The sequence below is a fragment of the Proteiniclasticum ruminis DSM 24773 genome (genome assembly GCF_000701905.1).
GTDB classification, from domain to species: Bacteria; Bacillota; Clostridia; order Clostridiales; family Clostridiaceae; genus Proteiniclasticum; species Proteiniclasticum ruminis.
Window position 1 is genome coordinate 155,711 of sequence record NZ_JNKC01000005.1, and the last position, 13,098, is coordinate 168,808.

The 13,098-nt window shown below is 44.4% G+C and carries 13 protein-coding genes and 1 riboswitch; all 13 genes read left to right on the forward strand.

Annotated elements, in window-relative coordinates:
- The first annotated feature begins 36 nt into the window (after nucleotides 1-36).
- The 13 genes from purE (at nucleotide 37) to T487_RS15895 (ending at nucleotide 13,098) form a co-directional block, all read left to right on the forward strand.
- Nucleotides 37-519, forward strand: a complete 483-nt coding sequence (gene purE / locus T487_RS0107400) for a 5-(carboxyamino)imidazole ribonucleotide mutase (protein WP_031575983.1) — start codon at nucleotides 37-39, stop codon at nucleotides 517-519.
- On the forward strand, nucleotides 516-1,217 hold the full coding sequence (purC, locus tag T487_RS0107405) for a phosphoribosylaminoimidazolesuccinocarboxamide synthase (protein WP_031575985.1): 702 nt from the start codon (nucleotides 516-518) through the stop codon (nucleotides 1,215-1,217). The genes purE and purC overlap by 4 nt, the downstream gene beginning before the upstream one ends.
- A 5-nt stretch (nucleotides 1,218-1,222) precedes the next feature.
- On the forward strand, nucleotides 1,223-2,614 hold the full coding sequence (gene purF / locus T487_RS0107410; protein ID WP_031575987.1) for an amidophosphoribosyltransferase: 1,392 nt from the start codon (nucleotides 1,223-1,225) through the stop codon (nucleotides 2,612-2,614).
- A 2-nt stretch (nucleotides 2,615-2,616) separates the two neighbouring features.
- Nucleotides 2,617-3,618, forward strand: a complete 1,002-nt coding sequence (gene purM, locus T487_RS0107415) for a phosphoribosylformylglycinamidine cyclo-ligase (protein ID WP_031575990.1) — start codon at nucleotides 2,617-2,619, stop codon at nucleotides 3,616-3,618.
- Nucleotides 3,606-4,193 (forward strand): formyltransferase family protein, encoded by a 588-nt coding sequence (locus T487_RS0107420; protein ID WP_051651585.1) that lies wholly within the window; start codon nucleotides 3,606-3,608, stop codon nucleotides 4,191-4,193. The genes purM and T487_RS0107420 overlap by 13 nt, the downstream gene beginning before the upstream one ends.
- Nucleotides 4,168-5,667: a bifunctional phosphoribosylaminoimidazolecarboxamide formyltransferase/IMP cyclohydrolase gene (gene purH / locus T487_RS0107425; RefSeq protein WP_031575994.1), complete on the forward strand. Its 1,500-nt coding sequence runs from the start codon at nucleotides 4,168-4,170 to the stop codon at nucleotides 5,665-5,667. The genes T487_RS0107420 and purH overlap by 26 nt, the downstream gene beginning before the upstream one ends.
- A gap of 10 nt (nucleotides 5,668-5,677) precedes the next feature.
- On the forward strand, nucleotides 5,678-6,931 hold the full coding sequence (gene purD, locus T487_RS0107430) for a phosphoribosylamine--glycine ligase (RefSeq protein WP_031575996.1): 1,254 nt from the start codon (nucleotides 5,678-5,680) through the stop codon (nucleotides 6,929-6,931).
- 100 nt (nucleotides 6,932-7,031) lie between these two features.
- Nucleotides 7,032-7,133, forward strand: a riboswitch (SAM riboswitch).
- Between the two features lie 83 nt (nucleotides 7,134-7,216).
- Complete coding sequence (locus tag T487_RS0107435) at nucleotides 7,217-8,188, forward strand: methionine ABC transporter ATP-binding protein (protein WP_031575998.1); 972 nt, start codon at nucleotides 7,217-7,219, stop codon at nucleotides 8,186-8,188.
- A complete protein-coding gene (locus tag T487_RS0107440; RefSeq protein WP_031576000.1) occupies nucleotides 8,178-8,819 on the forward strand; it encodes a methionine ABC transporter permease in 642 nt (213 codons plus the stop codon). The genes T487_RS0107435 and T487_RS0107440 overlap by 11 nt, the downstream gene beginning before the upstream one ends.
- A gap of 144 nt (nucleotides 8,820-8,963) precedes the next feature.
- Nucleotides 8,964-9,755: a MetQ/NlpA family ABC transporter substrate-binding protein gene (locus tag T487_RS0107445; protein ID WP_031576003.1), complete on the forward strand. Its 792-nt coding sequence runs from the start codon at nucleotides 8,964-8,966 to the stop codon at nucleotides 9,753-9,755.
- Between the two features lie 191 nt (nucleotides 9,756-9,946).
- The gene (locus T487_RS0107450; RefSeq protein WP_031576006.1) at nucleotides 9,947-11,209 is read left to right on the forward strand and encodes a 4Fe-4S dicluster domain-containing protein; all 1,263 of its coding nucleotides are present in this window, start codon (nucleotides 9,947-9,949) and stop codon (nucleotides 11,207-11,209) included.
- Nucleotides 11,210-11,221: 12 nt separating this feature from the next.
- Nucleotides 11,222-12,094 (forward strand): RnfABCDGE type electron transport complex subunit D, encoded by an 873-nt coding sequence (locus T487_RS0107455; RefSeq protein ID WP_051651586.1) that lies wholly within the window; start codon nucleotides 11,222-11,224, stop codon nucleotides 12,092-12,094.
- Nucleotides 12,094-13,098, forward strand: a complete 1,005-nt coding sequence (locus tag T487_RS15895) for an RnfABCDGE type electron transport complex subunit G (RefSeq protein WP_051651587.1) — start codon at nucleotides 12,094-12,096, stop codon at nucleotides 13,096-13,098. Before T487_RS0107455 ends, T487_RS15895 begins: the two co-directional genes overlap by 1 nt.

Consider the following 13,098-nt stretch of genomic DNA (forward strand, 5'->3'; position numbering starts at 1 on the left):
AACGATATTCAAGTCTGTCTATTTTAGGAGGATCATATGAAAGCACTAATTCTATTTGGAAGTCCAAACGATCAGGCCATCATGAAAAAAGCAAAAGACCTGTTGGATCAGTTTGGTGTCCACAATGAGTCCTACGCAATTTCTGCCCACCGTGCACCTGAACTTTTAGAAGAGGTTCTTCACAAAAAGGAGGAGGAAGGCTTTGAAATCATCATAGCCGGAGCAGGTCTTGCTGCGCATCTTCCTGGTGTAGTCGCCTCAAAGACGCTCCTTCCTGTCATTGGCGTTCCGCTCAATGGCGCTTTGGAAGGTCTGGACGCTCTCTTATCCATCGTCCAGATGCCAAAAGAAATTCCAGTGGCCACAGTAGGAATCAACAATTCATTCAACGCCGCTATGCTGGCTGTGGAGATCCTCTCCATCAAATATCCGGAACTGAAAGAAAAACTCAAAGCATACCGTGAGACCATGAAAGAGACCATAAGAAAGAATAATACTCTGGAGGTAATGTATTCATGAATAAACTCTATGAAGGAAAAGCAAAAATCATCTACAGCACAGAAAAGGAGAATGAAGTCATTGTCTATTATAAGGACGATGCCACTGCATTCAACGGAGAAAAAAAAGGCAGCATCTCTGACAAAGGCATCATGAACAACGATATTTCATCCATGATCTATACTTATCTTGCAGAAAACGGCGTGAAAACGCATTTTATTGAGAAGCTTTCTGAAAGGGAGCAGAGGGTGAAAAAGGTCACCATCGTTCCCCTCGAAGTGATTGTAAGAAATGTAGCGGCAGGCTCCTTTTCCAAAAGACTTGGCGTAGAAGAGGGCAGTGCACTGAACACAACAATTTTTGAAATCTGCTATAAGAATGATGACTTCGGTGATCCGCTCATCAATGACACCCATGCGGTGGCTCTGGGTCTGTCCACCTTCGAAGAGCTGAAAGAGATTTATGAGGCCACAGCAAGAATCAACGTACTTCTGAAGTCTTTCTTCCAGAAATTAGGTCTGATCCTTGTGGATTTCAAGCTGGAGTTCGGAAAGGATCAGGAGGGAAACCTCTTGCTGGCAGATGAAATCAGCCCAGATACCTGCAGACTCTGGGATGAAGTAACCTTGGAAAAAATGGACAAGGACCGTTTCAGAAGAAATCTTGATAATGTGAAGGGCGCATACGAAGAAGTGGTGTCCCGTATGAAAAGAGGATAAAAAGCATGATTGAAATCATCGATAAGTTTAAAGAGGAGTGCGGTGTCTTCGGAATCTACTCAGATTCCAGCAGTGCGGCCTATGATGTCTATGATGGACTCTACGCTCTGCAGCACAGGGGACAAGAAAGTGCTGGAATTGCATCCATCCATCAGGGAGAGCTTCTGGTCCGTAAAAAAATGGGGCTTGTGAACTCTGCAATCAGCGAAGAGGATCTGGCTCAGCTGAAAGGAAATATCGCAGTGGGTCATGTGCGTTATTCCACAAAAGGAGACTCTAATGTGCTGAATGCGCAGCCGCTGACAGCCAAAAGCAAATTCGGCTCCTTGGCAGTTGCCCATAACGGTACCCTGATCAACACGAATCTCATCCGCAGTCTTCTTGAAGACAGTGGGGTTCTGTTTCAGACAGATACAGATTCAGAGATTGTGGTGAATCTCATCTCCAGAGGGATCCACAAAGGGCTGGAAAACGCTGTACTCAATGCAGTTCAGACAGTGAAGGGCAGCTTTGCTCTGGTCATTGCATTCGGCTCCAAACTCATCGGGATCAGAGATCCTTTCGGCATACGGCCTCTCATCATCGGCAAAAGAGGGGAAGACTATATCCTTGCCTCTGAAAGCTGTGCCATCGATACCGTGCAAGGAACAGTCCTTCGGGATGTGCTTCCAGGGGAAATGGTCGTCGTCGAAAATGGCGAGCTCACATCTTATACTTATTCCGAGAAAACCAAAAAGCAGACCTGTTCTTTTGAGTACATTTACTTCGCCAGACCTGATTCCATCATAGACGGCATCAGTGTGCATGATCTGAGAGTAAAAACAGGAGAGAAGCTTTATGAAGAATCTCCTGTGGATGCAGATGTCGTCATTGGTGTGCCTGACTCTGGCCTGGCAGCTGCCATCGGCTACTCCAGAGCGTCGGGTATTCCCTTTGATATCGGATTCTCCAAGAACAAATATATCGGAAGAAGCTTCATAACACCCAATCAGGAAACCCGTGAAAAGGTGGTTTCCTTAAAACTGAATGCACAGAAAGATGTGGTGGCTGGAAAACGTGTGGTACTCATCGATGACTCCATTGTAAGAGGAACCACGTCCAAATATCTTGTGGATCTTCTCTACAGAGCCGGAGCCAAGGAAGTTCATTTTAAAGTATCTTCTCCCATGGTTATGTTTCCCTGCTACTTTGGCATTGATACACCCTACAGGGAAAATCTCATCGCTGCCAATATGTCCAAAAAAGAAATCAATGAGTACATCGGCAGCACCAGCCTCACCTATCTGTCCACAGAAGGACTCCTTTCCTGTCTGGAGGACAATTCCTTCTGCATTGGCTGTTTTACAGGGGTGTACCCTTTAGGCGCACCAAACGAATTCTTAGGAGGTCTCGAATAAAGATGATGGATTACAAATCTTCAGGCGTGAATATCGAAGAAGGCTACCGTTCGGTGGAAAAAATCAAAGGATATGCTAAAAAAACCTTAAGCCCTCTCGTTCTGAACGGATTGGGCTCCTTTGCAGGAATGATGGAACTGCCGGAAGGCTACAGAAAACCAGTGCTCATTTCGGGTACAGATGGTGTAGGCACAAAACTCCGTATTGCGCTGGATCTGAAAAAATACGATACCGTCGGTATTGACTGCGTTGCTATGTGTGTCAATGATATTCTATGTCACGGCGCACAGCCGCTGTTTTTTCTGGATTATATCGCCTGCGGAAAACTGGACGCAGATGTCTCTTCAGAGCTTGTAAAAGGCATCGCGGAAGGATGTCTGCAGGGGGAGATGTCTCTCATCGGCGGAGAAACTGCTGAAATGCCAGGGTTTTATGAAGAGGGTGATTATGACATGGCAGGATTCGCTGTGGGCGTTTGTGAGAAAGATCAGATCATCACCGGTGAAACCATTGAATCAGGAGATGTTCTCATCGGTCTGCCTTCCTCAGGGTTTCATTCCAATGGATTTTCGCTGCTTCGAAAGGTCTTTCCTGATTTCCAGGAAAGGGTGAACGGGGAGAGAATTGGGGATCTTCTTCTCACACCTACACGAATCTATACTGCCATCGTCATGAAAGCCTTGGCTCAGTTTGACATCAAAGGAATGGCTCATATCACTGGAGGAGGTTTTATCGAGAACCTTCCCAGAATGACGCAAAAGAAGAGTCTCAGACTGAATGTATACAAGGATGCATACAAACTGCCTGCCATCTATGAGGTTCTTGCTTCAAGAGGCGTGGACAAAGAGAGCTTCTACAAAACGTTCAACACTGGAATCGGATATGTGTTCTGTGTCAGCAGCGTCTTGAAAGAATCCTTCTTGGAGTTTCTGAAATCAGAAGGCGAAAACCCAGTTCTTCTTGGTTACGTGGATGAAGGAGAAGAAGAATTATGTTTCAGGTAGCTGTACTGATCTCCGGTAAAGGATCGACTCTGGAGGCTATTTTGAAAGATCAGAAGAAAGACGCTCTTTATGAGGTGTCTCTCGTTCTCGCAGACCGTCCCTGTGAAGGTTTGCGCTATGCAGAAATGGAAGGAATCAGGACCAGAGTTCTGCCCAGGGATCGGGAGCTGTCCAGAAGGATTCTCGAAGAGGTTTCTTCTTTCGACCTGGTGGTTCTGGCGGGGTTTCTATCCATTCTGGAAGAACCTGTCGTCACAGAAATGTCCAATAAAATCATCAATCTTCATCCCTCACTGCTGCCGAAATTCGGCGGCAAGGGCATGTATGGTATGAGAGTGCATGAAAAGGTCCTGGAGTCAAAGCTCCCCATATCAGGCTGCACAGTCCACTATGTCAGTGAGGTAGTGGATGGAGGGTCCATCCTTCTTCAAAGAATTGTTGGAATCCGAGATTGCCTTACCAGCGATGAAGTTATGAAAAAAGTATCAGCAGTGGAAAAAGGCGCATTGATTGACGCCATAAGACTGCTTGCAAAGGAGGAACTGATCCATGAAAGCGTTACTGAGTGTCTATAATAAAGAAGGAATTGAAGAACTCGCAGATTTTTTTGTCAAAGAAGGGATTGAAATTCTCTCCACTGGCGGAACTTATACCCATTTAAAGTCATTGGGGTATTCTGTAACCAAACTGGAAGATTTTACACAAAGTCCTGAAATCCTTCATGGACGGGTTAAGACTCTTCACCCGAAGGTCCATGGAGGAATCCTCTACAGAAGGGATCATCAGGATGACTTGAGAGATGTGTCGGAAAATGGCCTTTTCAGCATCGATTTTGTCTGCGTGAACCTCTATCCTTTTTTCGAAAAACTGGAGGAAAATCTTTCTGAACTGGCTCAGGTGGAGTTTATTGATATTGGCGGACCTACCATGCTTCGCGCCGCAGCGAAGAATTATCCCTTTGTGTATGTGCTGAGCAGTCCAGAAGAGTACCACGGTTTTATGCACATATATAAAGAGGGAACAGAAGAGGAGAAACTTGCATTCCGAAGAAGGAGCGCAGGACTTGTCTATAACCTCATGGGGGCCTACGACAGTGCCGTGGCCAATTTTCTCCTGACGGAAGAGGAGAAGTCATATGGCAGCTTCTCCTACAGAAAAGTGCAGGCCCTGCGTTATGGAGAAAATCCCCATCAGAAAGCCTCTGTCTATGAAGAAATCGATGGACATGGTGCGCTGAAAAGCATCAGAATTCTAAGTGGAAAAGAACTTTCCTACAATAACTACAAAGATCTTGATATCGCCTGGAAGGTGGTCAACGAATTTTCTGAGCCATGCTGCTGCGCACTGAAGCATAATACCCCTTGCGGAGTTTCACTGGGTGAGAATGCGCTGGAATGTTATGAGAAAGCCTACGCGGCAGATCCTGTTTCCATCTTTGGCGGTGTCCTTGGCTTTAATGTGGAAGTGACCAGGGAATGTGCGGAGAAGATGAATGAGATTTTCTTGGAAGTAATCATCGCACCATCCTACACAGATGAAGCACTGGAAGTGCTGAAAACCAAGAAAAATCTCCGGATCCTCACCTGCAGCGAGAAGCCTTCTGCCACAAATACCATGGTTTCTCTGGACGGACTCCTTCTTGTACAGGAGGAAGACCAGAAGATCTTTGATCATCTTAAGACCGTCACCAAGACAACTCCCACAGAAGAGTTGATGGAAGAGATGATTTTCGCCTATAAAGTCGTGAAATATGTGAAGTCCAATGCCATTGTGGTGACAAAGAACAAAATGACCTTAGGCATCGGTGGGGGTCAGGTCAACCGCATCGATGCGGCAAAATTCGCACTGTCAAAGGCAAACGGACAGGCGGTGGTTCTTGCTTCAGACGCATTTTTCCCATTCCCGGATGTAGTGGAGGAATCTGCTGCCAATGGAATTGCTGCCATCATCCAGCCAGGTGGTTCATTAAAAGATGAAGCTTCCATAAGCGCCTGTGATGCCCACGGCATTGCCATGGTATTTACGGGAATGCGCCATTTCAAACATTAGGAGGAAACCTATGAAAATACTGATTGTTGGTGAAGGGGCGAGAGAACAGGCCATTGCCCATAAACTGTCCCAGTCTCCTAACGTGGAAGAAGTCTATCTGTGTCCAGGGAACGGCGGAACCCGTTATTTAAAGAAATGCACAAATCTGCCTCAAATGACCCAAGAGGAGCTCCTTGATTTTTCAGTGAAAACAGGCATTTCCTATACTGTGGTCGGTCCAGAAAAGGATCTCATGGAAGGGATTGTAGATCTTTTTCAGGCACATCAGCAGCGCATCATCGGTCCCCATAAAGATGCAGCGCTCCTGGAAGGCTCCAAAAGCTTTGCCAAGGATTTTATGAAAAGACATCACATTAAAACAGCTGCCTATGAAGTGTTTGATGACTTTCATAAAGCCCAGGAATATCTGGAAACAGCTTCCTACCCCCTGGTCATAAAAGCAGACGGTCTGGCCCAGGGAAAAGGGGTGGAAATTGTTCTAGACTATGAAAGCGCCCTGACAATCCTCACAGAATTCATGGTACAGGAAAAGTTTCAGGATGCTTCAAAAACCATCGTAGTAGAAGAGTATCTTGTGGGGAAGGAAGCGTCCATCATTTCTCTTTATGACGGAAATCACATTGTTCCTTTGTGGTCCACCATGGACCACAAGAAAATCGGAACAGGCGAAACAGGACTTAATACAGGGGGAATGGGAAGCATCACGCCAAACCCGCACTATACTCCATTCATGGAAGAAGACTTCAATAAAAATATCCTTCTCCCTACCCGGGACGGATTGTCCCAAGATGGCCTTACTTTTCAAGGCATCCTATTTTTCGGCCTCATGATGACTGAAAAAGGGGTTTATCTTTTGGAGTACAACCTTCGTTTTGGTGATCCGGAGACCCAGAGCCTTCTTCAGGTGCTGTCCTCTGATCTTCACGAGGTTTTCCTTTCACTCCTTTCCGGGAAACTGAAGGACACACCGCTCACCTTTCAGGAGGACGGAGCCTCTTGTGTTGTTTTGTCTTCGGCAGGATATCCGCTGGACTATAAGAAGGGAATCGATATCACCGATTATTTCAGACTTTGCCCTGAAGACATTACTCTGTATTCTTATAAATCCAGAAGTGAGAAAGACCGCGTCCTCTCGGATTCCGGTCGTGTGCTGTCAGTGGTTGCCAGCGGGGATAAAGACGAAGCCACGGATAAGATCTACAGATTTCTCGAAAAAGTTCGCAATGAAAACCTTTATTATCGAAATGATATTGGAAAGATTTGATATTACAAACCTTTACATAAATCACTTTTATAAAAGAATGTAGAACAGCATTGACATAGGCTGAATTCGTGCTAAGATAATAACAATTCAATAATTTATGTTCTTATCCAGAGAGGTGGAGGGATAGGCCCTGTGAAACCCGGCAACCAATACGAGAGTATATGGTGCCAATTCCTACAGCGTAACAGCTGAAAGATGAGAATAAACTTGTATGTGTATCGTCTAAGTTTATTCTTAGGCGATTTTTTTATTGCCTAGAAGACCAAGTAAAGGAGAACGCGGATGTTGATTCAAATCAGATCACTTCGAAAAAAATATGATCAGCAAGCTGTCATCGACGATGTAAGCTTCGATATCATGAAAGGAGAAATTTTTGGTATCGTGGGGAAAAGCGGTGTTGGAAAATCCACACTTCTTCGCTGTATCAACGGACTGGAGCCCATCACCAGTGGTGATATTATTGTAGATAATTTTAGACTGGCTTCCCTGGACAGTGACGGTGTCCGGAGTCTAAGAAGAAAGGTCAGTATGATTTTCCAGAATTTCAATCTTCTAAACCAGAAAACTGCTCTTGAAAATGTGATGCTTCCTATGGAAGTATGGGGGATGGAGAAACATTCATCCAAAGAAAAAGCCAAGTCTCTTTTGGATCTGGTGGGACTGAAAGAAAAGTACCACAGCAGGCCCAAGTCCCTTTCCGGGGGAGAGAAGCAGCGAGTTGCCATCGCCAGAGCACTTGCCCTTGATCCAGAGATTCTTCTTTGTGATGAGGCTACCTCAGCACTGGACCCCAAAACAACCAAGGAGATTCTCTCCCTTCTCAAGGAAATCAACAAATCCCTGGGACTGACACTGGTTGTTGTGACACATCAGATGGAAGTGATCAAAGAAATCTGCCAGCGTGTTTGCGTCATGGAGAGTGGTAAAGTATCAGCACTCGGCAAGGTGGAGGATCTTTTCCTCAATCCGGAAGTCAGTCTAAAAAAACTTCTGGGCGAGGAGGACCTTGAGATACTTCCAAAAGGGACAAATCTCCGCATTTTCTTCACCAAAGAATTCAGTGATGAAGCCATCATCACCAACATGAGCCGTGAGCTTTCCATCAACTTCTCCATTGTCTGGGGAAAACTGGAGAACTTCAACGGAAGCGTTCTAGGAAGCCTCGTACTGCATATAAATCCTGAAGACGAGTACCGCATCCGGGATTATCTGACACAAAGAGGCTTGAAATGGGAGGTGATAAAGAATGAATCTTAATGGGTATCTGAATGCCTTAAATGAATCATTACTGATGATTGTATTATCGGGTATTTTTTCTGTGGTACTGGGCTTTCTCTTAGCCATCGTACTGATTTATACAAAAGAGAAGGGGCTCTCTCCCAGAAAGAACCTCTATAATGCACTAGATTTTATCATCAATGTCTTTAGAAGTTTTCCATTCATTATCCTGATGTTCCTGCTGTTTCCATTTTCCAGAGTGATTGTAGGCACATCCATCGGAACAGTAGCTGCCATCGTGCCCTTAACCATTGCTGCCACACCATTTGCGGCTAGAATTATAGAGGGCTCACTGGATACAGTAGACAAAGGAATTATTGAAGCTGCCCGTTCTTTCGGTGCTACCAACAGACAGATCATCTTTAGAGTTATGCTGGTGGAAGCATTGCCGAATCTGGTTCAGGGCATCACGAATATTTTCATCAACATCGTAGGCTATTCTGCCATGGCAGGTGTCATCGGTGGCGGCGGATTAGGGGCTGTAGCCATCAACTACGGCTACTACAGATGGGAAGACAGCATCATGATCATTGTCGTGATTATGATTTTCCTTCTGGTACAGCTGATCCAATCTCTTGGAAATAGAATTTTCCAGAAGCTCACACGATAAATGACTCATTTAAGGACAAAATTATTGAACATCAAATTCACATCACGATAAATTTTTAACATATCGTGCAAAACCCAAAATTTGGGATTCCATAAAAATAGTACAGAATTAAAAAACAGATTAAAAAAAGCGAGGATGAATCAAATGAAAAAAATATTTGCTATACTAACTGCGGCTCTACTTTCCACATCCATTCTTACTGCCTGCGGAGAGAAAAGCTCTGCTGAAAAAATCGTTGTTGGAGCATCTGCTGTTCCACATGCTGAAATTCTAGAAAACGTCAGAGAGGATCTGAAAGAACTGGGATATGACCTGGAAGTGAAAATCTTCAATGACTACGTATTACCAAACACCGCATTATCTGAAGGCCAGCTGGATGCAAACTTCTTCCAGCATATCCCTTACCTGGAAGAGATGAACACCAAAGAGAACCTGGGGCTCACCTGGACAGTAAAAGTTCACCTGGAGCCAATGGGTCTTTATTCAGAAAAGATCACTTCCTTGGACGAGCTGAAAGAAGGCGCACTCATCGCAATTCCAAATGATGCCACAAATGGTTCCAGAGCATTGAAGCTTTTAGCTGCAAATGGTCTGATCACTCTGAAAGACACTGAGATTGCCTCTGTGCTCGACATCACATCCAATGAAAAGAATCTGACTTTCAAAGAACTGGATGCACCTGCACTTCCTAGAACACTGGTGGATGTGGACGCTGCTGTCATCAACACCAACTATGCGATTGAAGGGAATCTGAACCCACTGGAAGATGCCATCGTTATTGAATCCGCTGAATCTCCATATGCGAACGTACTGGCTGTTAAGGAAGAAAACAAGGACTCTGAAAAAACAAAAGCTCTGAATACAGTGCTGAACAGCGAGAAAACCAAGAAGTTTATTGAAGAAAAGTATGAAAATTCTATCTTCCCGGCTTTCTAAACTGTACTAATTTTTTCACTATGATTTTAAAAACTGTTAAATAAAAGAAATTAAGAAAAACCGTTGATTTCCAACGGTTTTTCTTATAATTACGCTTGTTAATCTCTTGTCAAATATTGTTAATGAACGTTTACAATGTTATACTATGTAGTGTATTTGTTATATTTTTATTTAAAAATAGGGGGATGTATATGAAACTGTTTTCTATTTCAAAAGCAGTGCATGTGCCCAAGTTCAAGGTTGCGGAACACTTTAGTGAAGTCATAGAAGTGGATGCACCGAAGAACATGGTATATTCACTATCTCAACAGCATAATATGAAATGCTCACCGACAGTCAAAAGAGGCGACAGAGTACTGGTCAATCAGGTCATTGGGACCGGAGACAACAACAGTGTTGTTCCTGTGTATTCCAGTGTTTCTGGTACAGTAAAACAAATCACCACAAAAATCGATCTGCTTGGTAATAAGGTAGATGTAGTCCTGGTGGAAAATGACGGTCTTTACGAGAAGGAAGAGCGTGAAGTATTCAGCTACAGCACGTTATCTATGGATGAACTTCGTGAGAAAGTAAAAGCATTGGGCCTGATTGAAACACAGAACTTATCCAACCGAAAAAGAGGGATGCAGCTGTCATTTAAAGACAATGCGAAAAACATCCTGATCAATGCGCAGGAAAGTGGACTTTATGGTCAAGTAGATTCTTACCTGTATGAGAATGAAAAACATGATTTTCTGCGGGGCATCGAACTTCTGAAGTCTTTATACAAGGACGCTCAGATTGTCGTTCTTTCCACATCAGATGCAGATTCAGTCATCGGATTTACCGAACTTTTGAAAAACACAGGAGTGAGTCTGATCTCAAAGATTCCAACACAGTTCTATCATGACATGAACCTTGCGGCAAGAGACGTATTTGGCGATTTCGCCATGAAAGACACCATGGTCATTGATGCGTTCCTACTGCCATCTGTGGCTAGAGGCCTTATGGATCAGAGACTCACCCATTATCAGCTGCTTCTCATCAATGGCGGAGCAGTGAAGAATCCTGGTATATACAAGGTTATGTCCGGCACAACCCTGGACCTTGTCATGGAGAAAGCGGGTGTAGAAAACCCATTCAGAATTGTGGCAGGAAACATCCTGTCTGGTGATGCTGTTTTCACAACAGATTCACCCATCAACAGAGGAATCAGAGAAGTGCTTTTCCTCAATGAGAACGAAGTTTCCATCGATGAAGAGATGAACTGCATTAAGTGCGGTCGATGCGCAGATGTTTGCCCCATGGGTCTACAGCCTTATGAGCTGAATCAGCTGGTCATTGTCCGTGACTTCGATGAGTTCTTCAAGAAGCGTGGTGGCATGTGTGTTGAATGTGGCCGATGCTCTTATGTATGCCCATCCAAGAGACACTTGCTTCAATCTTTCAAAACAGCGAAAAAGGTTAAGAGATAGGAGGGAATAAGAATGGAAAACAGAAAAATAACCGTTGCATCCTCTCCACATATCAAATCAAACCTGAGGGTCAACAGAATCATGCTGGATGTCATTATTGCTCTAGTACCCGTAGCAGCAGCCGGGATCTACTTTAACGGCATCAAAGGTCTGCTACTCATTGCAGTTACTGTGCTTGGATGTATGGGTACCGAAGTTCTCTTTAAGAAACTTCTTCATAAAAAGCACTCACTGAACGACTTATCCGCGGTGGTGACCGGACTGATCCTCGCACTCATCTTACCTGTTGACACACCACTTTGGGTTGCACTTCTTTCTGCCATCTTCGCTATTTCACTGGTGAAAGAGATTTTTGGCGGACTTGGACAGAACTTCATGAATCCTGCTGCAGCAGCAAAGATCTTCGCTGTGGTATCCTACGGAACCCTCGTTGTGAATAAGGGGTTTGAAGGGGTTTCAATCCAGGAAAGACTCGTTGGAAGCGCAGGTGGTAACTTGGGAGAAGCTTCCATCATCGCCATTCTTGTAGGTGGACTTTACCTTGCAGTAAAAGGAATCATCCGTGCAAGAGTTCCATTTATGGTGCTTCTTGTGTCCTTTGTCTTCTCAGCAGTTGTCCTTGGGGATGTAACCATTCTTGCAGGAAACAGCAGTATTTATTTAGTAGCATTTTTCCTTGCCAACGATTATGCAAGCTCATCCATCACCAACCCTGGTAAATGGATTTATGCCGCATTCGTAGGACTGACAGCATCTTTATTCATTGGCTTGTCCAAGAATATTGAAGGAGCATACTACGCAGTTCTCATCGGTAACGTTTTTGCTCCATTTATTGATTCTTTCTTTGAAGGAAAAGTAGATACAAAGAAGGGGGCGACTGCATAATGAAGAAGAAAAGCTTACTTCATGAGCTGATTTCACTTGGTCTGACCCTCATGGTGATTTCCGTGGTCATCGGAGGCCTTGTTGCTTTCGTCTATGAGACTACAAAAGAACAGATTGCCATGAACAATGCCGTGAACGCGGATGATCTGGCTGTGATTATGCCTGGAACAGATAGCATCGAAGATTTTGCAGGTGAGTTCGAAGCAAATGAAGCTATCACGGAAATGTATCGTGCAAAGAGTGGAGATGAGGTCATCGGTCATGTTTACAAAATGACTGTGAATGGTTACAAACCAGGTCTCACCATCCTCGCCGGAATTGACAAAGACGGAAATCTTGTTGCCGCAAAAGTAACACAGTCTTCTGAAACACCTGGTTTAGGTGCTTTGGTTGCAGAAGAAGCTTTCATCTCACAGTTTACCGGTAAACCCACCACAGCTGATTTTCAGGTGGTAAAAGGCACAGCTGCAAGTGAGAATGAAATCGTAGCAGTCTCTGGTGCAACGATCTCCTCCAACGCAGTTGCAAGCGCCATCAATGAGGCTGTGAAGTTCCATAAACAGAACATCCTTGGGGAAGAGGTTGTGGAAGAAAAAGCACCTGAGGCTACCATTGAAACTCTTCTGCTTACAGGAGATGAAATGGTGGAGATTGAAGGGGAATACCAGACCTTCGAAGTGAAGACAGCCGGTGAAGTCACTGGATATATTGTGATCACATCCCACGCTGGATACTATCAAGATATGCCGATGACCATTGCTGTCGGATTTGACAACGCCACAATGAAAATTTCCAACATCGTTGTTCTGGAACAAAATGAAACGAAGGGTCTTGGAGATGTCATTGAGCAGGAAGGCTTCCAACAGCTCTTCCAAGGAAAAGAAGCTCAGGAACTTACCGTAGAAATTTACTCAGGCGCTTCGGAAAGCTCAAAGGGCGCATTCAAAGCAGTGAATCAGGCCATCCTCTATTACAATGATGTACTGATGCAAGGAGGAAATTAA

What these genes read in the sequence shown, in the direction of transcription:
- purE (WP_031575983.1), top strand. Translation starts at nt 37, where the DNA reads ATGAAAGCACTAATTCTATTTGGAAGTCCAAACGATCAGGCCATCATG.
- purC (WP_031575985.1), top strand. Translation starts at nt 516, where the DNA reads ATGAATAAACTCTATGAAGGAAAAGCAAAAATCATCTACAGCACAGAA.
- purF (WP_031575987.1), top strand. Translation starts at nt 1,223, where the DNA reads ATGATTGAAATCATCGATAAGTTTAAAGAGGAGTGCGGTGTCTTCGGA.
- purM (WP_031575990.1), top strand. Translation starts at nt 2,617, where the DNA reads ATGATGGATTACAAATCTTCAGGCGTGAATATCGAAGAAGGCTACCGT.
- T487_RS0107420 (WP_051651585.1), top strand. Translation starts at nt 3,606, where the DNA reads ATGTTTCAGGTAGCTGTACTGATCTCCGGTAAAGGATCGACTCTGGAG.
- purH (WP_031575994.1), top strand. Translation starts at nt 4,168, where the DNA reads ATGAAAGCGTTACTGAGTGTCTATAATAAAGAAGGAATTGAAGAACTC.
- purD (WP_031575996.1), top strand. Translation starts at nt 5,678, where the DNA reads ATGAAAATACTGATTGTTGGTGAAGGGGCGAGAGAACAGGCCATTGCC.
- T487_RS0107440 (WP_031576000.1), top strand. Translation starts at nt 8,178, where the DNA reads ATGAATCTTAATGGGTATCTGAATGCCTTAAATGAATCATTACTGATG.
- T487_RS0107445 (WP_031576003.1), top strand. Translation starts at nt 8,964, where the DNA reads ATGAAAAAAATATTTGCTATACTAACTGCGGCTCTACTTTCCACATCC.
- T487_RS0107450 (WP_031576006.1), top strand. Translation starts at nt 9,947, where the DNA reads ATGAAACTGTTTTCTATTTCAAAAGCAGTGCATGTGCCCAAGTTCAAG.
- T487_RS0107455 (WP_051651586.1), top strand. Translation starts at nt 11,222, where the DNA reads ATGGAAAACAGAAAAATAACCGTTGCATCCTCTCCACATATCAAATCA.
- T487_RS15895 (WP_051651587.1), top strand. Translation starts at nt 12,094, where the DNA reads ATGAAGAAGAAAAGCTTACTTCATGAGCTGATTTCACTTGGTCTGACC.